The following is an 18,461-nucleotide window of genomic DNA, read 5'->3' on the forward strand; positions in this document are numbered from 1 at the left end:
GCCCCGTTCCATTCCCTTCGTCACGCCAAGCCATGCACTACACCCAAGACCCGAACACCCCGCCCGCCGCCACCATCAGCTTCGACGACTTCATGCAAGTCGACATCCGTGTCGGCACCATCGTCGCCGCCGACGCGTTTCCCGAAGCGCGCAAGCCGGCCTATAAATTGACCATCGACTTCGGCGCTGGCGTCGGCGTGCGGAAAAGCTCGGCGCAGATCACCGGCCGCTACGCGCTGGACCAGCTGCCCGGCAAACGGGTGCTGGGCGTCGTCAACTTCCCGCCGCGCCAGGTCGGTCCGGTGCGCTCCGAAGTCCTGGTGCTGGGCCTGGCCGACGACGCCGGCGACACCGTGCTGGTGACGCCCGAGCTCGATGTCCCCAATGGCGCCCGGCTCACCTGACCGCACCCGCACAAGCTACCGCTCTCCGAAGCCCTGCCTGCCGGCCTGATCGCGGCAAATGCCCGCCGAGGGTCGCGTGAATGTCGGACATATTGACCCTGTCCGCGCCTGCCCTTCACGCTATTCTCAAAGGCTTACGGCGGCCGATTCGCATAAATTTTCCCTGGCCGGCCACATCGTCGCGCCGCGGTTCCAGCCGCGCGCCGACTCTCGGGATGAAGCGAATAGGTAACAGCACAATGGCGGTGAAGCACTACCGCGATCTCAACGTCCACGATGCCGCCAAGGCGCGCCTGCGGCTGGTGTTCCAGCACTTCGAACGCGTGTGCGTGGCCTTCTCCGGCGGCAAGGACAGTTCCGTCACGCTGCACCTGGCGCTGGAGGTCGCCCGCGAAATGAAGCGCGGCCCGGTGCACGCCGTGTTCATCGACCTCGAAGGGCAATACCAGGCCACCATCGCGCACGTCACCGAAATGTTCGACCGGCCCGACGTCCAGCCGTGGTGGGTCTGCCTGCCGATCAACCTGCGCAACGCGTCCAGCCTGCGCGAACCCTACTGGTGCGCCTGGGAACCGGGCCGCGAGGCCGACTGGATCCGCCCCCTGCCGAGCCATCCCTCGGTCATCAGCGACCCCGCCCGATTCCCGTTCTATCGCCACCGCATGGAGTTCGAGGAATTCGTGCCCGAATTCAACCGTTGGCTGGCGCGCGACGCGTCCACCGCGTTCCTGGTCGGCATCCGTTCCGACGAATCGCTCAACCGCTACCTCGCGGTCAAGCGCCGCACCAAGAAATGCGCCTGGACGCCCCCCGGCGCGCACAAGCCGCTGCCCTGGAGCACCAGCGACAAATCCGGCGACGGCGGCGTCACCTTCTTTCCGATCTACGACTGGAAATTCGAAGACCTGTGGCGCTACACCGGCGAGCACGGCCACGCCTACAACCGCCTCTACGACCAGATGCTGCGGGCGGGCGTGGCGTTTTCGCAGATGCGCATCTGCCAGCCCTACGGCGACGACCAGCGCAAGGGCCTGGACCTGTTCCACAAGCTCGAACCCGCCACCTGGTTCCGCACGGTCAGGCGCGTCGAAGGCGCCAACTACGCGGCCCGCTATTGCCGCCAGCGCTTTCTCGGCTACCGCGGCGGCCTGGGCCTGCCCCCCACCTTCAGCACCTGGCGCCAATACTGCCAGTTCCTGCTCGACAGCATGCCGGCCGCGTTGCGCCAGGTCTACGCGCGGCGCATCGATGTCTTCATCCAGTGGTGGGAGCAACGCGGCCATCCCCTTTCGATGTGGCCGGACGCGGGCGTTCCCGATCTCGAGAACCGCAAGGCGCAACCGTCATGGCGGCGCATCGGCCTGTCGCTGCTCAAGCAGGACATGGCGCGCTCCCTGTCGTTCGGCCCCGCCCGGCGCGATATCGACACCCTGCTTCCCGCCAAGCCCCGCGCCGTCCCATGACCCATCCCCTGAAGCACTACGCATTCGAACAACTGCGCTCGTACGACGACGAGCCGGCCTTCTTCGCCCCGATGGGCCGCTTCTTCGCCAGCGCCAACGTCAGGCGCGACTGCGGCGGCTACCCCCTCAGCGACGGCCCGCGCTATCTCTGGTTCATCGTCCGAAGACACGCCAGCAAGCGCGTGCTGGGTTTCATCAGCATCGAACTCCTGAGCGGCGAGGTCCGCATCCGCGACGGCTACGTGCGCCCCGAGGCGCGCCAGCTCGGCCTGTTCCGGGCGCTGCGGCAGCGGGTGCTGGAGTACATCGACGCGCTGAACCAGCCATGCGTGTTGCGCGTGCCATGGGACTGCGCCGCGCTCCTGCAGCCTTACGGCTTCCAGGTCCATCTCACCCGTGGCAACTGGGCCACCTTGAAAAGGAACACGCATGCCACACGCAGCGAACCTGACGAGCCGGGCCCGGCTCCTGTTCAACGAACTGCGGAGCCTGCCGCTGCGCGAGCGGATCGAAGCCATCAACCAGATCCGCCAATGCCTGCATGAGCACAGCCCTTTTGCCGCCGAGCCGGTCGATTGCGTGCTGTGGGTGCCCGGCGAACAGGTCCAGGCCAACGACTACAACCCCAACACCGTCGCGCCGCCGGAGATGCGGCTGCTGGAGTTGTCGATCGACGCCGACGGCTACACCCAGCCCATCGTGGCGCATCCGGACGGGCAGGATGGCTACGTGGTGGTCGACGGTTTCCACCGCCAGCGGGTCGGCAAGAAGAAGGGGCCCATCCGGCAGCGGCTGCATGGCTACCTGCCCGTCGTCGCCATCCGGGCCGGGCGCGATGCCACGGCCGACCGCATCGCCGCGACCATCCGCCACAACCGCGCCCGCGGCGTGCATGGCGTCATGCCCATGACCGACATCGTCGTGCGGCTGGTCAGGGCGGGCTGGAACGATGCCGACATCGCCCGCCAGCTCGGCATGGACCCCGACGAGATCCTGCGCTTCAAGCAGGTGTCCGGCCTGCCTGAGATGTTCCTTGATCATCACTATTCCAGGTCATGGGAATAGCATGGACGGGATTGACCAGGGGCAGGCTGAGGCGGCCGCACAAGCCGCCACCGACGGCCGGCGTCAATTCCAGCATGCCGCCGTGGCGCGCCGCGATGGTCGCCACGATCGACAGCCCCAGGCCGGCGCCCTCGACCTGGCGATGACCGCGCCAGAACGGCGCGGCCGCCTGCGCGCACTGCGCCGGCGTCAGGCCGGGACCGTGGTCGCGCACCGTCACCACCAGCCAATCCGAGACGATGCCGGCGTCGACCTCCACCGGTTTGTCGTCGGGCGAATACTTGAGCGCGTTGTCCACCAGGTTGCGCACGGCGCAATCCAGCAGGGTATCGGGCAGCGCCACCCAGGGCTGGCCGGCGGGCATGCGCCAGCGCACCCGCGCGGGCTTGCGGCCGGCCACCCGCGCCAGCACCGCCAGCGCGTCGCAGGCCGGAACGCCGGCCGCCTCGTCGCCATCGGCGCGCGCCAGCGCCAATAGCTGTTCGATCAGGCGCTCCAGGCGCTCGGTGCCCTGCAGCGCATGCGCAATGGCCTGGCGGCTGGCGGCATCATGGGGCGCCTGCGGCAACCGTTGCAGCACCTGCAGATGCGCCTTGATGGCGGTGACCGGAGCGCGCATTTCGTGCGCCGCATGATCCGAGAAATGCCGCTCACGCCGCAGCATTTCCTCCATGCGCCGCGACAGCCGCGCCAGCGTCTGGGGAATTGACGGGCGGTCGACCCCGAACCAGAGCAGCGCCATGGCCAGCAGCAGCCCGGCCACGCTGGGCAGCAGCGCCGTCCAGGCGATCTGCCGATGCAGCGCGGCACGGATGTCGCCGCGACCGGCGGTGACCACGCGCAGGTCGTCGGTCTCGAAGGCATAAGTGCGCCAGTCGGCACCGGCCCGCATGAGCGAACCGTAGCCGAGCGGCGCGGCGGCAAGCGCCTGTCCGTCCGGCGCGCACGCCTGCGCCGCGTCGTCGCCCGGCCCGGCCGCGCAGCGGGCGTCGCCCGCCGGCGGGCCGACGATCGCCAGCATGTCGCCGCCATCCGCCGTGGCCGGACGCGACGGCTGCGTCACCAGCCGCGCCACCATGGCCGCCGACGCCGCCAGCCGCGAGTCCAGCGCCGCGTCCAGCTCGGCGCTGGCAAGTTCGAACATCCACAGCGTCACCGCGCCGCCGACCACCAGCCAGACGGCGCCCAGGATCAGCATCAGGCGAACGCGCAGGCTCATGGCGGCGGCATCCCCAGCCGATAGCCCCAGCCGCGCACGGTCTCGATCAGCCCGGCGCCGAGCTTGCGGCGCAGCTTGTGGATATGCACGTTGACGGCGTTGCTCTCGACCCGGTCGTCAAAGCCGTACAGGCTGTCGCGCAACTGGTCCATGGTGAGGATCTGCCCGGGATGCTGCAACAGCGTCTTGAGCAAGGCCAGTTCGCGCCGCTGCAGCGTGACGCGGGCGCCGTCCAGCAGGACTTCGCCGCGCGACAGGTACAACGTGAGGCGGCCGTGGTCGATGCGATCGGCGCTATGGCCGGCCGCGCGCCGTATCAGCGCCTGCAACCGCGCGGCCAGTTCATCCAGGTCGAACGGCTTGAGGACGTAGTCGTCGGCGCCGGCGCGCAACGCCGCGACGCGCTGCGCAATTGCCGACCTGGCGGTCAGCACCAGCACCGGCAGGTCCTGGCGCCGCGCGCGCCACTTCGCCAGCAGCGTCACGCCGTCGCCATCGGGCAGACAGAGATCCAGCACACAAGCGCTGGCGTGGGACGTTTGCACCGCCAGGTCGGCCTGCCGCAGGCTCCCCACCGCATCGACCACGAAACCTTGCAGTCCCAGCCCGGCTTGAATCGCCGACGCGATGGACGCGTCATCCTCGACCAACAAAATGCGCATCGCAGTATCCCAGTCCCGGCACGTTATACTTATTAGAAGTAATAAGTTAATTTCCAAAAGTAATTAATGATGATGACCGCGACCCTGCTGGGACTATGCATTGGCGTCTCCCTTGGCCTGACGGGCGCTGGCGGCGGCATCCTGGCCGTGCCCGCGCTGATGTTCGGCCTGGGCCTGACGCTGACACAGGCGGCGCCGGTGGCGCTGATCGCGGTGGGCATCGCTTCGGCGGTCGGCGCCCTGCAGGGTTTGATGCGGGGCCTGGTGCGCTACAAGGCCGCCATGCTGATGGCCGCGGTGGGCGCACTGACCGCTCCCCTGGGATTGTCGCTGGCGCGCCAGGTGCCGGCACAGTGGCTTAGTCTGACTTTTGCGGGCGTGATGCTGCTGGTGGCGGTGCGCATGGTGCAGCAATCGCGACGTCGCGCGCCACTACCGGGCGCCCTCGACGCGCCGCCCAAGGCCTGCCGCCTGTCGCCCGAGACCGGCCGCTTCGTCTGGAATCGCCTGACCGCCGCCACGCTGGGCGGCATCGGTGCCGTGTCCGGCATCTGCACCGGCATGCTGGGCGTGGGCGGCGGCTTCATCATCGTGCCGGCGCTGACGCACTTCAGCGATGCGCGCATGATCAGCATCGTCTCGACCTCGCTCATGGTCATCGCGCTGGTGTCGGCCGCCACGGTCAGCTCCGCGCTGCTGCATGGCCTGACGCTGTCGGCCGCGCAATGGGCCTTCGTGGCCGCGGCCATCGCCGGCATGGCGGGCGGGCGCGCGCTGGCGCCGCGCGTGCCGCAGGCCGTGCTGCAACGCGCCTTCGCCGCGGTGTGCGTGGTGGTGGCGGGCGTGCTGGCCTGGCGCGCCTGAGCGGGTCCGCTTCCAACTTCGCGCAGGCCTTATCGCGCCACGCCGTGCCTATCGCACGCACGATAGGCACTGGCTTCGTCTCTGATTCGTGTTAACGCTCAGATAATGCACGCCATGCAAGATGGCCTGCATGACGAAAACCTCTCATATCCATCCGCATGCCTGGCGGGTCCTGATTGGCTCGCCACCGGCCTCGCCGGCGAACCCGGCCGCACCGCCGTCCCGCCCAACCCTTGCGCCAACAGCCGGCGCCATCGCTTTCACGGCCGCGCGCGCCGCCTTGCGCTTTCGTGATCGCGGCACGGTCCAGCGCGTTGCGCATTGCTGACATCCATGGCCCGCATTTCCCCGCGGACGCTATAGATCCCGCCATGGATGCGTGGAAAAAAGCACCGCATCCAACTCCATAATTTTTCCGCCCGGTTTCTTCGATTTCTTCAACCACTGCGCGGCATTCAGCGCAGGCAATCCCCCACGGATATCACATAAGGACTATCCATGTTTAAGAAGACGCTCCTCGCCACCGCGGCCACCGCCGCCCTGCTCGGCCCGGTGGCGGCATTTGCCGCCGGTGATATGGGCCAAGGCACTATCACCTTCACCGGTTCGGTCACCGAGGCGCCGTGCTCCATCTCGGCCGCAGACTCCAACCTGGCCATCGACCTGGGTCAGATTTCCAAGAAGGTCCTGAGCGGCACCGGTAAGTTCGGCACGCCGGTGCCGGTGGAGATCCACCTGGCGGGCTGCAACTTCGAGGAAGACGCCACGACGAAGGCCTTGAAGCTGTCGAAGGTCAACGTCACGTTCCCCGGCCAGACGTCGACGACCGGCATGATCCCGAATACCGGTGACGCCACCGGCGTCGCCATCCAGATGATGAACGCCGACAACACGACGGCAGTCAATTTCGCGACGGGAAGCGCCGGAACGCAGATGCACCAGGGCAACGGCAACATGCTGAGCCTGTTCGCCCGCATCGCCAATACCGGCGCAACCGCCGCCACGGCCGGCTCGGTCGCGGCCAAGGTGACCTACATGCTTGACTACAAGTAGACGGCAGCCCCCCTGCCGTTACGCGCGCCCGAACCCCGCCGCTCCGGCGCCAGGGTTCGGCGGGCGCGCGAGCATTACCTCACCGAGGCGGCCGCCCAGCGCCGCCGCATCGACGCCGAAGCAGTCCGGCAACCCTTCAGGCCGGTGATTCGGCAACAGACATCATGACCCTGGCCCGTTTGGCATTCCTCGTGGCGATCAGTACTTTTGTGTGCACGGCACAGGCGACGGAATTCAGCACGGGCTTTCTCAATACCAAAGACAAGAACAACATCGACCTGTCGACCTTCAGCCGCGACGGCTACATCGCGCCCGGCAGCTACCTGCTCGACATCTACCTGGACCAGCGGCTGATCCAGGGCCAGACACTGGTCAAGGCCGTGCCGGTGATCGGCGATGGCACCGTATTCTGTGTCACCCCCGGAATGGTCGACATGCTGAGCCTGAAAGACGAATTCCGCGCGCGGCTGGCCCAGGTCCACACGGCCGAGGGCGGCCCCTGCATCGACCTGGACACGCCCGACAGCCGGGTCGTCTACAGCGCCGAACACCAGAGCCTGACCTTGACCGTGCCGCAGGCCTGGCTGCAATACCAGGACCCCGACTGGGTGCCCCCCGCCCGCTGGAGCAACGGCGTGAACGGCGTGATCCTGGACTACAACGTGCTGGCCAACCGCTACATGCCGCGGCAGGGCGCGGGCTCGGCGAGCTACACGCTGTACGGCACCGGCGGCCTGAACCTGGGCGCATGGCGCCTGCGCAGCGACTACCAGTACAACCGCTACGACAGCGGCGGCCAATCCCAGGCGCGCTTCAGCCTGCCTCAGACCTATCTGTTCCGCGCCTTGCCGCAATGGCGCTCGAAACTGACGCTGGGCCAGACCTACCTGGCGTCCGCGATCTTCGACCCCTTCCGCTTCGCCGGCGTGACGCTGGCCAGCGACGAACGCATGCTGCCGCCGTCGCTGCAGGGATATGCGCCGCAGATCACCGGCATCGCCACCAGCAATGCCGAGGTGACGGTCAGCCAGAACGGCCGCCTGCTCTACCAGACGCGGGTATCGCCCGGGCCGTTCGTGCTGCCGGCACTGAATCAGTACATCAGCGGCAACCTGGACGTGTCGCTGCGGGAAAGCGATGGCACCAAGCGCAGCTGGCAGGTCAGCACGGCCAGCGTGCCGTTCATGACGCGCAAGGGCAACCTGCGCTACCAGGTGTCGCTGGGACGCCCGCTGTTCGGCGGCCCCAGTGGCAACCACGTTGCCAAGCCACGCTTCATGGCGGGCGAGGCCATCTGGGGCGCGTTCAACAACACCTCGCTGTACGGCGGCCTGATCGTCACCGACGACAACTACCAGTCGCTGGCGCTGGGCGCCGGGCAGAACATGGGCGCGCTGGGCGCGCTGTCGGCCGACGTCACGCGCTCGGACGCGCGCCTGCCGTATTCGTCGGCGCCGCGACGCACGGGCTACAGCTATCGGGTCAACTACGCCAAGAGCTTCGATGACCTGGGCAGCACGCTGGCCTTCATGGGCTACCGGTTCTCGGGGCGCCACTTCCTGTCGATGCGGGAATTCATTGTCCGCTCCGCCCTGCACGGCGGCGACTTCCGCGACGAAAAGCAAAGCTATACGGTTTCCTACAGCCAGTACATCCAGCCGCTGGAACTGAGCGTCTCCCTGTCGCTGAGCCGGCTCAACTACTGGAACGACGCGGCGGCCAACAACCACTACATGCTGTCGTTCAACAAGAACGCCCGCTTCGGCCCGCTGCGCAACGTCAGCCTGTCGCTGTCGCTGGCGCGCACCCAGAGCGTCTACGGACCGACGCAGAACCAGGTCTACGCCAGTCTCAGCATCCCGCTGGGCGACAGCCGCCAGCTCAGCTATGGCTACCAGAACAGCGGCGACGGCCGCATGCAGCAGAACGTCGGCTACACCGACTTCAGCAACCCCGACACCACCTGGAACCTGAGCGCCAGCGACGACCGCGACGCACCCGACCGCCACCAGAGCGTGAGCGGCAATATCCAGAGCCGCACCCCCTACGGCCGCGCCGCGGGCGATTTCACCTTGCAGCCGGGCCAGTACCGCAGCGTCGGCCTGAACTGGTACGGCTCGCTGACGGCAACCGCCGAGGGCGCGGCCTTCGGCCCGCCTTCCTCGGGCAACGAACCGCGCATGATGATCGACACCGACGGCATCGCCGGCGTGCAGATCGAGAACGGCGACGGGGTCACCAACCGCTTCGGCATCGCCGTCGTGAACGGCGTATCGAGCTATCGCGAAAGCAACCTGGCGGTGGACGTCAATGCCCTGCCCGACGGCGTGGACGTGGCCGACGCGATGATCAGCCAGGTATTGACCGAGGGCGCCATCGGCTACACCCGTGTCGGTGCCCGCCATGGCGAACAGGTGCTGGGCCGCGTAGAGCTGGCCGACGGCGGCCACCCACCGCTTGGCGCGCTGGTGCTGTCGACCCGCAGCGGCAAGACCGCCGGCATGGTGGCCGACGGCGGACTGGTGTACCTGAACGTGGAACCGGATGACCGCGAGGCGCTGACCGTGACCTGGGGCGGCGCCCGCGAATGCCGCCTGGCGCTGCCGGCCGCGGCGGCCATCGACCAGGGGCCGCGGTCCTTGCCCTGCCACTGAACGACCCCGCAGGGCGCCACATCTTTTTGGGAAGAGCACACGTGAAACGCAAACATCTGAGAGGCCTGCTGCTGGGCGCCACGCTGGCATGGGGGCTTTGCGCCCAGGCCGCGGTCAACGTCGACCGAACCCGCATCATCATGGGCGGCAACCAGAAATCGGTGTCGGTCGTCCTGAGCAACGAAAGCCATGACACCCCGTACCTGGCGCAAGCCTGGATCGAGGACGCCGACGGCAAGACAATCAGCGACCTGGTGGCGCTGCCGCCGCTGCAGCGGATCGATGGCGGCAAGAAGGCCCAGGTGCGCATCATGCGTGCCAACGACGCCTTCACCGCACGCCTGCCACAGGACCGCGAGACCCTGTTCTATTTCAACGTGCGCGAGATTCCCCCGGAACCGCCCAAGACCGACGCCAACATCCTGCAGCTGACCACGCAAAGCCGGCTGAAGCTGCTGCTGCGCCCGGCGGCGCTCGGCAAGAGCGACGAGGTCAATCCGGAAAGGTCCCTGCAGATCCAGGCACGCGGCAACAGCCTGACGCTGAAAAACCCCACGCCGTACTACGTCACGGTGATCTGGCTGGGACGCGATGTGAAGCAGCCGCTGCCAGGTTTCGATAACGCACCAATGCTGGCGCCGTTCTCGGAACAGGAGGTCAAGGCGACGCTGCCGCCGGACGTCGGCGAGCTGGTGCTGGGCAATGTCGACGACTATGGCGGATTGCGCATGAACCGCTATCGCTGCGCGGCGGGGCAGTGCGTTTTCCAGGAACGCCTGCGTCAGTAGCGCGGGCGCAACCCGGCCACGCTAGGCCGTTGTTTCGGCGGCGCGGCGACGCTGCACTGACAATGCACCGCTGAATTGAGCGCCGCCGGTTCGGACTTGCAGCCGGTCAATACGGTCCTCGGGGGCTGACGCGGGCGACGCAATACCGGTCTATCGGCCTGACATTCAGCGGCGGCTGACCCACAGGCCCAGCCCCAGCATGCCGAGCAAGGTCCCGCCGGCGATCCAGCCGCCGTACCTGACACAGGCCGACTCCGATAGCGACAGGCACCATGCCATGACGGCGGCCAGCGCCACCAGGCCGCCAAGCGCACATCTGCGGACGGCGCGGAACACTGTGCGCGGACGTGCCGACACCCGTGCCACCATGCTATCCGCCGTTGCCGCTGGCGCCCGCCACGGCCAGTCGCCGTTCCATCCGCGCCAGCGCCGATAACGCCGCCACGACCTCGCCGGGAAGCGTCGAGCCTGGCAAGCAGATGTCCGCGCCGGCCAGCATGAGCCGGGCGCGCTCGGCCGAACCGGGCCTGTCGGTCACCACCGCGAGCACGCCTGCCACCTGGGGGCAATGCGGCGCCGAGAAAAAGCGTTGTAACCACAGCGAGCGGCCCTCGACCAGCAGGTAATGCCGGCCCGGAGCGCCGGCGCGCGCGTACAGGCTGGCTTGCGTTTCGGTATAGAAGTTGATTGCGGCGACCGATTCCTTGAGGCTCGCGGCCAGCCGGGTGGCGCGGTCGATGTACTGGGCATGCACATGCAAGTTGTGCAGAAAGGCGAAATGGGCCACGGCGGGAAAAACGGTTGATCAGGGCCACGCATTCTAGGAAACCTCGCGGCGCGCGCCCATCAGACGGTTCCGAAACCCACCTTCTCGTCCCAACGCGACTCGCCAGCGATTCGGAAATGTCTGATACCCAACTCGCCCTCGGACTGGTCCAATAGCCGACTTGCTGACCGCCGACGCGCGCACGCCGTTCCCGCGGGGCCCGTTTCGCCCCGACGGGCAGCGGCGCCCCTCTGGAGATATCAAGCCATGCTGTCCTATCGCGTCCTGATCGTCGACGACCAGCTGTTGCAACGCGAGTACCTGAAGAACCTGTTCCTTCAGGCCGGCATTGCGCACGTGGAAACCGCCGAGAACGGCAGCCACGCCCTGCGCCTGCTGGAAAACCAGCACTACGACCTGGTGCTGAGCGACCTGCTCATGCCCGAACTGGATGGCGTGCAATTGATCCAGCGCCTGTCCACCTACGAAGCGCCGCCGCTGCTGGCGGTGATCAGCTCGTCGCCGAAGCGCCTGATCGCCGGCGCCAGCCTGGTGGCCAAGACACTGGGCATGCGGGTCATCGACCAATTGTCCAAGCCGGCGCAACCGCAGGCTATCATCGCCCTGGTGGCCAAGCTGAAAGCGGCGTCCCGCCTCAAGGCCGAGTCCCTGGTGTCGGGGCAGGTGTTCGACCGTGCCGCATTGCAACATGCCCTGACCTCGGGCGAGATCCGCGCGTGGTTCCAGCCCAAGATGCGCATCGCCGACAGCGCCATCACCGCCGCCGAAGCGCTGGTGCGCTGGGTGCGCCCCGACGGCACCGTGTTGTTGCCAGGCCAGTTCCTGCCCGCGCTGATACTGGACGAGCTCGAAGACGACCTGCTATTGTCGATGCTCGCGCAGACGATCGCGGCGCAGCACGCCTGGCAACGGCATGACTTCCGGGTGGAAGTGTCCGTCAACCTGCCAACGCATCTGCTGCAGGATGCGGATCTGCCGGACCGCCTGTACGACCACGTCATGCGCCTGGGCGGCAACCCGCAGGACATCTGCTTTGAACTGACCGAGGGCACGACCACGGATGCGATAAGCGACTATTACGCCGGTGCCTGCCGCCTGCGGATGAAGGGATTTGGCCTGGCCCAGGACGACTCCGGCCAGGGCTACAGTTCGGTGTTCAACCTGGTTTCGACCCCCTTCACCGAGCTGAAGATCGACCGTTCCCTGATCAGCCGCAGCGTCACCGATGACGGCGCCCAGGCCGCGGTCGAGAGCATTGTGTCGCTCGGCCGGCGCCTGGCATTGAACGTGGTCGCCGAGGGCGTCGAAACCTGGGAGCAACTGGCGCTGCTCAAGAAGATGCAGTGCGATACGGCCCAGGGATTCCTGATTTCGCGCGCCTTGACGCCGGAATTGCTGCTGGGATTCCTGAAACGGAATTCCGCTGTCTCGCGATGATGCGCGCCAGGCCCCGCCATACGCACCTCGCGTCCATCGGCGACCTTGCCCGGGTTTCGCTGCGCATGCAGCTGCTGTTCATCGTGACGCTGATCATTGCGATTATCATGCTGGTGATGTGTTACTGGGTCGTGAATAGCCTGATCAACCATGCCACCAACGAAGCACGCTCGCACTTCCAGCACCTGATCCTCAATCTGCATGGCCAGGAATCGCTGATTGCGCGCGCCACCAGGAACGATGCAGTGCGCCAGGGCCTGGCAATGACGCAAGGCGGCCCGGCCTCGTTCGAACTGATCGACAGCGACGCCACGACCAACACTTACGAGGGCCAGTACGAAAGCCTGGCCATGCCATACATCGTCAAGGTCGGCCGCAGCGACACGCCGGGCGGCAACGACTACAGCCGCCGCCTGCAGACAGTGGCGGCGGGACTTTCCAGCCTTTACGGCACCTACCGCAGCAGCTGGCAGCAACCCGGCATGCAGGCGTTCCTGCTGGACCTGAACAGCCAGGTCAGCATATCCGTGCCCTGCTCCGAGGATTCAATGACCGATGACGTGCATCGCTGGTGGCGTTGCCCGCTGTCGGCGAACCGCGTGCGCGAGCTCATCTATACGCAGACCCCGCGCACCAGTCCGGGCGGGGAAAAGTGGATCAGCGTCAACCTGCCCGGTAGCGGCGCGGGCCGGATAGGCTATGTGGTGTACAGCCCCATCACGCTGCCGGACGCCGCCTGGCTGCCCGACACACCCAAGCGCGACCTGGTGTTGGCGACGTTCATCGAGATGCAGGACGTATATTCCGGCGACCCGACCTACGGCCGGGTGTACTTCCAGCATCTGAGCACGGCGTCGGCCGGATCCCACTCGCCGGTTCTTCCACACGAGCCCGGCGCATTGGAGGAGGTGAAAAGCGACGTGGACTTCAGGGTGGATGGCGCGCACATCCACACTTGGTGCGAGGATGGCTGGCACGCGACCTATCTGGTGCCTTACGCCCAGTTTTTCCAGACCGCCCGCTGGCAATTTATATCGTTCGTCGCTCTTATGCTGTTGTGCTCGGGCGGTAGCGTGGCGCTGTACCGACGGCACCGCAACCTGATCGTGCGCCCCGCGCAAGCCAGCCACGAACGCGTGGTCGAAAGCGAATCCTTCAATCGCGCCGTGATCGCGGCCGCCCGCGTTGCCGTCTGCGCGCTGCGCGTCTCCGACCACCAGATCGTGGCCAAGAACCATCTGGCGGATGAATGGCTGGGAGACGTGGAGATCGTCAAACAGCTGACCTTCTCCGCCGACGGCGCCGCGGTGCCCGGCGACATCGAGATCAATGGCCGGCACCTGAGTTTCAGCGCGGCGCGCGTGACTTACCAGGGCGAGGAGATCGTACTGGCCACCTTCAGCGACATCACGGACCACAAGCGCGCGCAGGCCGCACTGGCGCAAGCCAAGCGCGCCGCCGATGACGCCAACGCCGGCAAGACGGTTTTCCTGGCCACCATGAGCCACGAGATCCGCACACCGCTCTACGGCACGCTGGGTACGGTTGAACTATTGGGCCTGACGCCCTTGACCAATTTGCAGCGCGGCTATCTGCGCACCATCCAGACCTCGTCGGCAGGCTTGCTCAACGTCATCAACGACATCCTCGATGTGTCCAAGATCGAGTCGCGCCAGATGACGCTCAAGGACCACCGGTTCGATCCGGCTGCGCTCACGGAAGAAGCGCTGCAATCTTACGCCGCCACCGCGGACGCCAAGGGCCTGCAGTTCTTCTCCACCATCGCCACCGATGTGCCGGTGTATGCCCATGGCGATGCCTTGCGTATCAAGCAGGTGCTGAACAACCTGATCAGCAACGCCATCAAGTTCACCGAGGCGGGCTGGGTGCGGATAGACCTGACGGTGGTCGGCGGCGGCGACGGCCTGTCGGTGCTGGAGTGGCGCGTCGCCGACACCGGCCTGGGGATATCCGCCGACCAGCAGCCGCTGCTGTTCCAGCCTTTCTACCAGGCGTATGGGCCGGGCCATTCCATTCCTGGAACCGGACTGGGGCTGTATATCTGCCACAGCCTGAGCCAGTTGATGCAGGGCGACATCACGCTGGACAGCAGTCCTGGCCGTGGCAGCACGTTCATCTTCCGGCTGCCGCTGCGCGTCACGGCCGACTCGGCGCGCCTGGCGGGCAACGGCGAAATAGCGCCGGCGCCGCCGGTATGGGTGCGGGCCCCGGTTGCGGACCTGGCGCAGGATACCTGCGCGTGGCTGACCCTGGCCGGCGCCACCGCGCGTCCGAGCCATGGCGGCAGCGCGCCCGCCAAGCGCGAAGGCATCCTGGTGGAACTGCTGCCGGAACGGCTGCCGCCGATCGAATGGACCGGGCCGCGGGTATCGTGCATTCCCGATGGCCCAGACAAGCCGCAATGGAGCCTGTCCGAGATCCACGTGACCAGCCACCTGCGGCAAAGCATCGTCGAAGCGGTCGCGCTGGCGCAGCGCGGCCGGCCAGCTCCCACCGAGGAATCGGCCGACACGCCGGACGCGGGCGAGGCATTGGCGCCGGAGTATCGCCCCGACGCGGGTCTGCGACGGCTGGGCCTGCGCGTGCTGGTGGCCGAGGACAACCCGGTCAATCGCACCCTGCTCGTGCGCCAGCTGGAGGAGCTGGGCTGCGAGGTCACCCTTTGCGTCGACGGCGTGGAAACCCTGGCGCGCTGGAACGGCGATGAATTCGATGTGCTCATCACCGACATGAACATGCCGCTGATGAACGGCTACGAACTGGTGCGCACGCTGCGCGCCCGCCACACCAAGGCGCCGATCATCGGCCTGACGGCCGACGCGCTGCAGACGCAACGCGATGCCGGCTTCGCCGCGGGGTTGAACGCCTGGGTGGTCAAGCCGGTGGACCTGCGAACGCTGCACGACGCGCTAAGTACCGCCTGCGCGAGAATCATAAGCGCCAAGTTCGCTGGCCCGCCTCCTCCAAACCGCCCCAAGGAGTTCTACGACAGCCAACTGCGCGCGGCGTTCAACACCACCATGCGCGAGGACATGGCCGCGATGCGGACGGCGCTGGCGGCGCGCGACGCGGCAGCGATCGTCTCGACCCTGCACCGCATACGGGGATCCCTGGTGGTGATGAACGCCGAGGAAATCGCCCGGTTCTGCGGCGTGCTGGAACAGAAGATCACTGAAGAAGGATTGACCTCGGTCCTGGAAAACGCCGTCAAGAGTACGCTCTCGCAATTGGCCGAACAGTTCAAGGAGCTATAGCCCGGCACTTTTCCAAACAGACCCAGGCCACCTCGCTAGAAGCGTCAAACAAGGAACGAGAAACATGACACGAATCCTGCTGGCCGACGATCACCAAGTCGTGATCCTGGGCGTGCGCAACGTCCTCGAAGGCGTCGCCCGTTACCACATCGTCGGAGAGGCCCTCAACGCCGCCGAACTGATCCGCAAGGCGCGCGAGCTGGCGCCGGACATCATCATCACCGACTACAACATGCCGTCCGAGGATGGCTACGGCGATGGCCTGGCGCTGGTGCAATACCTGCGCCGCAACTTCCCTCGGGTGCGGATCCTTATCCATACCATGATCTCTTCGCCGGTGATCGTCGCCAGCCTGTACGAGGAAGGCGTCAGCGGAGTGCTGTTCAAGAGCGGCGACCTGGCCGAGATGCTGACCGCGCTCGGCACGCTGGAAAACAACCAGATCTACCGCGGCGCGCCGCAGGCCCCGGCCGCCAACCATCCAGGCGGCTCGCACGATGCGGCGGCTCGGATCGCGCGGCTGTCGCCCAAGGAACTGGAGGTGCTGCGGCATTTCCTTTCCGGCACCTCGGTGGGCGACATCGCGCGCGTCATGAATCGCAGCGTCAAGACGGTCAGCACCCACAAGATCGCGGCGATGCGCAAGCTGGACGTGGAAACGGACCACGAACTGGTCATGTTCGGCGTCAATCACGATCTTTTCAAGTAATGGCCGCGCCAGCGTCCCGCGATGGGCGCGCCGGCATCATGATGGAGCCCTCACCATGACGCACCGCTTTCCCCGCCGCCTGCTCATCGTTCTGGCGATCACCGGCCTGGCGGCGTCGCTGTGCCCCGAGGCGACGCTCGCGGCCGCGCCGGTCAAGCTCACGGTCATGGCCTATGGCGTGGACGCGTTCGACGAAAAATACCTGCGGACGGTGATCCGGCCGTTCGAAGCGGCACATCCGGACATCGAGGTCGGCTACTACGCGGTGCGCGATTCACGCAATGCGTTGGCGGTGCTGCGGGCGCAGCGGGCCGCGCCGCGCATCGACATCGTGATCCTGGACCCGCCCAACGCGCGCCTGGCGCAGGCGGAGCGCCTGATCGAGCCGATGGACCCCAAGCGCATTCCCAATGCCGCGGACCTGGGCAAGATGGGCCGCGAGCTCGGATTCTGGGCGCTGCCGGCCATGTACGACTCCATGACGCTGGTGTACGCCAAGTCTGCCTTTGCCCATCCCCCCCGGAGCTGGCGCGAGATGTGGGATCCGAAGTACCAGGGCAAGGTGGCCGTAGCCACCAATCCGAACGTCAACGGCAGCATGATTGCGCTGACCTTTCTCGCCAATCGCCTGGCCGGGGCCGCCGACGGTCTGGGCAGCTTCGATCCCGGCTTCGACTATCTGGAGAAAATCACCGCCAACATCCTGACCTGGAACCCGCGCCCCAACCAGTACTGGCTGGTATCCCAGAAGCGCGCCCTGTTGGCGGTTGGCTGGAACTCGCGCAGCCAGAGCCAGATGGACGCGCTGGACGGCTATGCGACAACGGTGCCCAGCGAGGGCACTGTCGCCGTGCCCATCCTGATCGCCCGGGTCGCGGACCGCCCCAATGGCGAGGCAGCGCAGGCGTTCATCAATTATTCGCTCGGCCCGCGGGCGCAACAGGCCTTTTCCGAGGCGATGTACTACGCGCCGTCCAACCAGAAGGCCAAGATCAGCGAAGCGGCGCGCGCCAGGATTCCGTTGCTCTCACCCGACATCGCCGCCAGGCTGGTCCCGGTGGACTGGGCGGGACTGACGGCTGAACACTTTGCGGCGATGCGCGCGGCGTGGCTGACGCGCATCATGAAGCCGGCGCCGTAGCGAGGCGGCCGAAGCGTCCCTGTATTCCGGCTCGCACTACCGGAATTGTCTGATGGTGCGGTGCGGCAGCGGATTGGTACCTTAGTTTCCGTGGTGATTTCGTCCGATTTTTCGTGGCAGGAACGACACCACAGAACCTCCGCTCCGCTATCACTTTGGCTTTCAGACAACCATGAAACACCACTCCAGCAAGCTCCTCGCCGCCCTCCTGGCCTGCGCCGCCTCCACCAGCGCTCTGGCCCAGAACGCCCCCGCCGCCGCGCCCAGCTTCAAGATTAATGTCACCGGCACGATTACCCCGGGCAGCTGCACGCCGGCGTCCGGCGACCTGACGTTCGACATGAAGAGCATCAACCCGAAGTCGCTGAACAACGACAAGGTCACCATGCTGAGCGGCATCACCAACAAGATCAGGATCACCTGCACCGCGGACACCGCGATCGCGCTGAACGTGACCGGCTATACCAAGGCATCGAAGGCCTACGGCGCCAGCATGGACAACCACCCGGCCGGCACCTCTACTTACGAAGACTCGCTGTATGACCTGGTCAACCCGGCCGACGGCAACAGCCGCGTCGGCGTATACGCCATGCAGTTCCGCAACTTCGTGTACACCGGCGGCGGCACGGGCGCTGTCGCTTCCAAGGCCGAGATCATCAAGAGCGACGACAAGAACTCGTGGAGCAACAACACCTCCAGCCCGAACGGTTGGAACACCGCGCAGCTCAAGAAGGACGGCAGCAATTACGTGTCATTCGCCGACCCCAAGGCCAATACCACGCCGGTGCTGGCCAGCACCTTCGAAGGCGAGTTGATGCTGGCGCCGCTCATCCTGGCCAAGAAAGACCTGAAGCTGACTGGCGACCTCAAGTTCGAAGGCGGCGCGACCATCACGCTGAACTACCTCTGATCCACGCGTCGGGCGTGACGCACGCTTCGA

Annotated in this window: 17 protein-coding genes; 13 read left to right on the top strand and 4 right to left on the bottom strand. The window is 66.6% G+C overall.

From position 1 onward, the window contains the following. Nucleotides 1-32: 32 nt before the first annotated feature. From AT699_RS22240 to AT699_RS22250, 4 genes are all read left to right on the top strand, one after another. Entirely contained in the window at nt 33-404 is a 372-nt protein-coding gene (locus tag AT699_RS22240; RefSeq protein ID WP_024069892.1) for a tRNA-binding protein, read from the top strand. A gap of 239 nt (nt 405-643) precedes the next feature. Continuing rightward, nucleotides 644-1,867: a phosphoadenosine phosphosulfate reductase gene (locus tag AT699_RS22245; protein WP_024069893.1), complete on the top strand. Its 1,224-nt coding sequence runs from the start codon at nt 644-646 to the stop codon at nt 1,865-1,867. Beyond that, the gene (locus AT699_RS31185) at nt 1,864-2,412 is read left to right on the top strand and encodes an N-acetyltransferase (protein ID WP_024069894.1); all 549 of its coding nucleotides are present in this window, start codon (nt 1,864-1,866) and stop codon (nt 2,410-2,412) included. The genes AT699_RS22245 and AT699_RS31185 overlap by 4 nt, the downstream gene beginning before the upstream one ends. Continuing rightward, nucleotides 2,297-2,932 (top strand): IbrB-like domain-containing protein, encoded by a 636-nt coding sequence (locus AT699_RS22250; protein ID WP_058207454.1) that lies wholly within the window; start codon nt 2,297-2,299, stop codon nt 2,930-2,932. Before AT699_RS31185 ends, AT699_RS22250 begins: the two co-directional genes overlap by 116 nt. On the opposite strand, the gene AT699_RS22255 is transcribed toward AT699_RS22250, so the two are convergent. Beyond that, complete coding sequence (locus tag AT699_RS22255) at nt 2,868-4,151, bottom strand: sensor histidine kinase (protein ID WP_024069895.1); 1,284 nt, start codon at nt 4,149-4,151, stop codon at nt 2,868-2,870. The two genes, AT699_RS22250 and AT699_RS22255, sit on opposite strands and share 65 nt — an antisense overlap. Further along, nucleotides 4,148-4,813: a response regulator gene (locus tag AT699_RS22260; RefSeq protein ID WP_020928935.1), complete on the bottom strand. Its 666-nt coding sequence runs from the start codon at nt 4,811-4,813 to the stop codon at nt 4,148-4,150. Before AT699_RS22260 ends, AT699_RS22255 begins: the two co-directional genes overlap by 4 nt. Before the next feature lie 66 nt (nt 4,814-4,879). Here AT699_RS22260 and AT699_RS22265 point away from each other — a divergent pair, with 66 nt between their 5' ends. The 4 genes from AT699_RS22265 (at nt 4,880) to AT699_RS22280 (ending at nt 10,172) form a co-directional block, all read left to right on the top strand. After that, nucleotides 4,880-5,677, top strand: a complete 798-nt coding sequence (locus AT699_RS22265; protein ID WP_020928936.1) for a sulfite exporter TauE/SafE family protein — start codon at nt 4,880-4,882, stop codon at nt 5,675-5,677. A gap of 498 nt (nt 5,678-6,175) precedes the next feature. Then, nucleotides 6,176-6,730 carry a fimbrial protein gene (locus AT699_RS22270; protein ID WP_024069896.1) on the top strand — a complete coding sequence of 185 codons (555 nt, stop codon included), beginning with the start codon at nt 6,176-6,178 and terminating at the stop codon, nt 6,728-6,730. A 164-nt stretch (nt 6,731-6,894) separates the two neighbouring features. After that, complete coding sequence (locus tag AT699_RS22275) at nt 6,895-9,384, top strand: fimbria/pilus outer membrane usher protein (RefSeq protein ID WP_058207455.1); 2,490 nt, start codon at nt 6,895-6,897, stop codon at nt 9,382-9,384. A 41-nt stretch (nt 9,385-9,425) separates the two neighbouring features. Continuing rightward, nucleotides 9,426-10,172, top strand: a complete 747-nt coding sequence (locus AT699_RS22280) for a fimbria/pilus periplasmic chaperone (RefSeq protein WP_024069898.1) — start codon at nt 9,426-9,428, stop codon at nt 10,170-10,172. Nucleotides 10,173-10,337: 165 nt separating this feature from the next. Here the strand turns inward: AT699_RS22280 and AT699_RS22285 are convergent, their stop codons facing one another. Further along, nucleotides 10,338-10,541 carry a hypothetical protein gene (locus AT699_RS22285; protein WP_026383239.1) on the bottom strand — a complete coding sequence of 68 codons (204 nt, stop codon included), beginning with the start codon at nt 10,539-10,541 and terminating at the stop codon, nt 10,338-10,340. Between the two features lies 1 nt (nt 10,542). Continuing rightward, nucleotides 10,543-10,959 carry a hypothetical protein gene (locus tag AT699_RS22290; protein WP_020928941.1) on the bottom strand — a complete coding sequence of 139 codons (417 nt, stop codon included), beginning with the start codon at nt 10,957-10,959 and terminating at the stop codon, nt 10,543-10,545. Nucleotides 10,960-11,205: 246 nt separating this feature from the next. On the opposite strand from AT699_RS22290, the gene AT699_RS22295 reads away from it, so the two are divergent. The 5 genes from AT699_RS22295 to AT699_RS22320 all read left to right on the top strand — a co-directional run bounded on the left by AT699_RS22295 (nt 11,206) and on the right by AT699_RS22320 (nt 18,431). Continuing rightward, nucleotides 11,206-12,396, top strand: coding sequence for an EAL domain-containing response regulator (locus tag AT699_RS22295; protein WP_024069899.1), 1,191 nt, complete (start codon nt 11,206-11,208; stop codon nt 12,394-12,396). 65 nt (nt 12,397-12,461) lie between these two features. Further along, a complete protein-coding gene (locus AT699_RS22300; protein WP_158646892.1) occupies nt 12,462-15,671 on the top strand; it encodes a hybrid sensor histidine kinase/response regulator in 3,210 nt (1,069 codons plus the stop codon). 64 nt (nt 15,672-15,735) lie between these two features. Then, nucleotides 15,736-16,380 (top strand): response regulator, encoded by a 645-nt coding sequence (locus AT699_RS22305; RefSeq protein WP_024069901.1) that lies wholly within the window; start codon nt 15,736-15,738, stop codon nt 16,378-16,380. Between the two features lie 55 nt (nt 16,381-16,435). Continuing rightward, nucleotides 16,436-17,521, top strand: a complete 1,086-nt coding sequence (locus tag AT699_RS22310) for an ABC transporter substrate-binding protein (protein ID WP_024069902.1) — start codon at nt 16,436-16,438, stop codon at nt 17,519-17,521. A gap of 172 nt (nt 17,522-17,693) precedes the next feature. Beyond that, nucleotides 17,694-18,431 (top strand): DUF1120 domain-containing protein, encoded by a 738-nt coding sequence (locus AT699_RS22320; RefSeq protein ID WP_024069903.1) that lies wholly within the window; start codon nt 17,694-17,696, stop codon nt 18,429-18,431. Nucleotides 18,432-18,461 lie beyond the last annotated feature (30 nt).

It is taken from the genome of Achromobacter xylosoxidans (genome assembly GCF_001457475.1).
GTDB classification, from domain to species: Bacteria; Pseudomonadota; Gammaproteobacteria; order Burkholderiales; family Burkholderiaceae_B; genus Achromobacter; species Achromobacter xylosoxidans.

Coding starts and splice junctions, on each gene's coding strand:
- AT699_RS22250 (WP_058207454.1), top strand. CDS start 2,297: ATGCCACACGCAGCGAACCTGACGAGCCGGGCCCGGCTCCTGTTCAAC.
- AT699_RS22265 (WP_020928936.1), top strand. CDS start 4,880: ATGATGATGACCGCGACCCTGCTGGGACTATGCATTGGCGTCTCCCTT.
- AT699_RS22245 (WP_024069893.1), top strand. CDS start 644: ATGGCGGTGAAGCACTACCGCGATCTCAACGTCCACGATGCCGCCAAG.
- AT699_RS22320 (WP_024069903.1), top strand. CDS start 17,694: ATGAAACACCACTCCAGCAAGCTCCTCGCCGCCCTCCTGGCCTGCGCC.
- AT699_RS22275 (WP_058207455.1), top strand. CDS start 6,895: ATGACCCTGGCCCGTTTGGCATTCCTCGTGGCGATCAGTACTTTTGTG.
- AT699_RS22295 (WP_024069899.1), top strand. CDS start 11,206: ATGCTGTCCTATCGCGTCCTGATCGTCGACGACCAGCTGTTGCAACGC.
- AT699_RS31185 (WP_024069894.1), top strand. CDS start 1,864: ATGACCCATCCCCTGAAGCACTACGCATTCGAACAACTGCGCTCGTAC.
- AT699_RS22310 (WP_024069902.1), top strand. CDS start 16,436: ATGACGCACCGCTTTCCCCGCCGCCTGCTCATCGTTCTGGCGATCACC.
- AT699_RS22260 (WP_020928935.1), bottom strand. CDS start 4,813: ATGCGCATTTTGTTGGTCGAGGATGACGCGTCCATCGCGTCGGCGATT.
- AT699_RS22285 (WP_026383239.1), bottom strand. CDS start 10,541: ATGGTGGCACGGGTGTCGGCACGTCCGCGCACAGTGTTCCGCGCCGTC.
- AT699_RS22270 (WP_024069896.1), top strand. CDS start 6,176: ATGTTTAAGAAGACGCTCCTCGCCACCGCGGCCACCGCCGCCCTGCTC.
- AT699_RS22300 (WP_158646892.1), top strand. CDS start 12,462: ATGCAGCTGCTGTTCATCGTGACGCTGATCATTGCGATTATCATGCTG.
- AT699_RS22255 (WP_024069895.1), bottom strand. CDS start 4,151: ATGAGCCTGCGCGTTCGCCTGATGCTGATCCTGGGCGCCGTCTGGCTG.
- AT699_RS22305 (WP_024069901.1), top strand. CDS start 15,736: ATGACACGAATCCTGCTGGCCGACGATCACCAAGTCGTGATCCTGGGC.
- AT699_RS22240 (WP_024069892.1), top strand. CDS start 33: ATGCACTACACCCAAGACCCGAACACCCCGCCCGCCGCCACCATCAGC.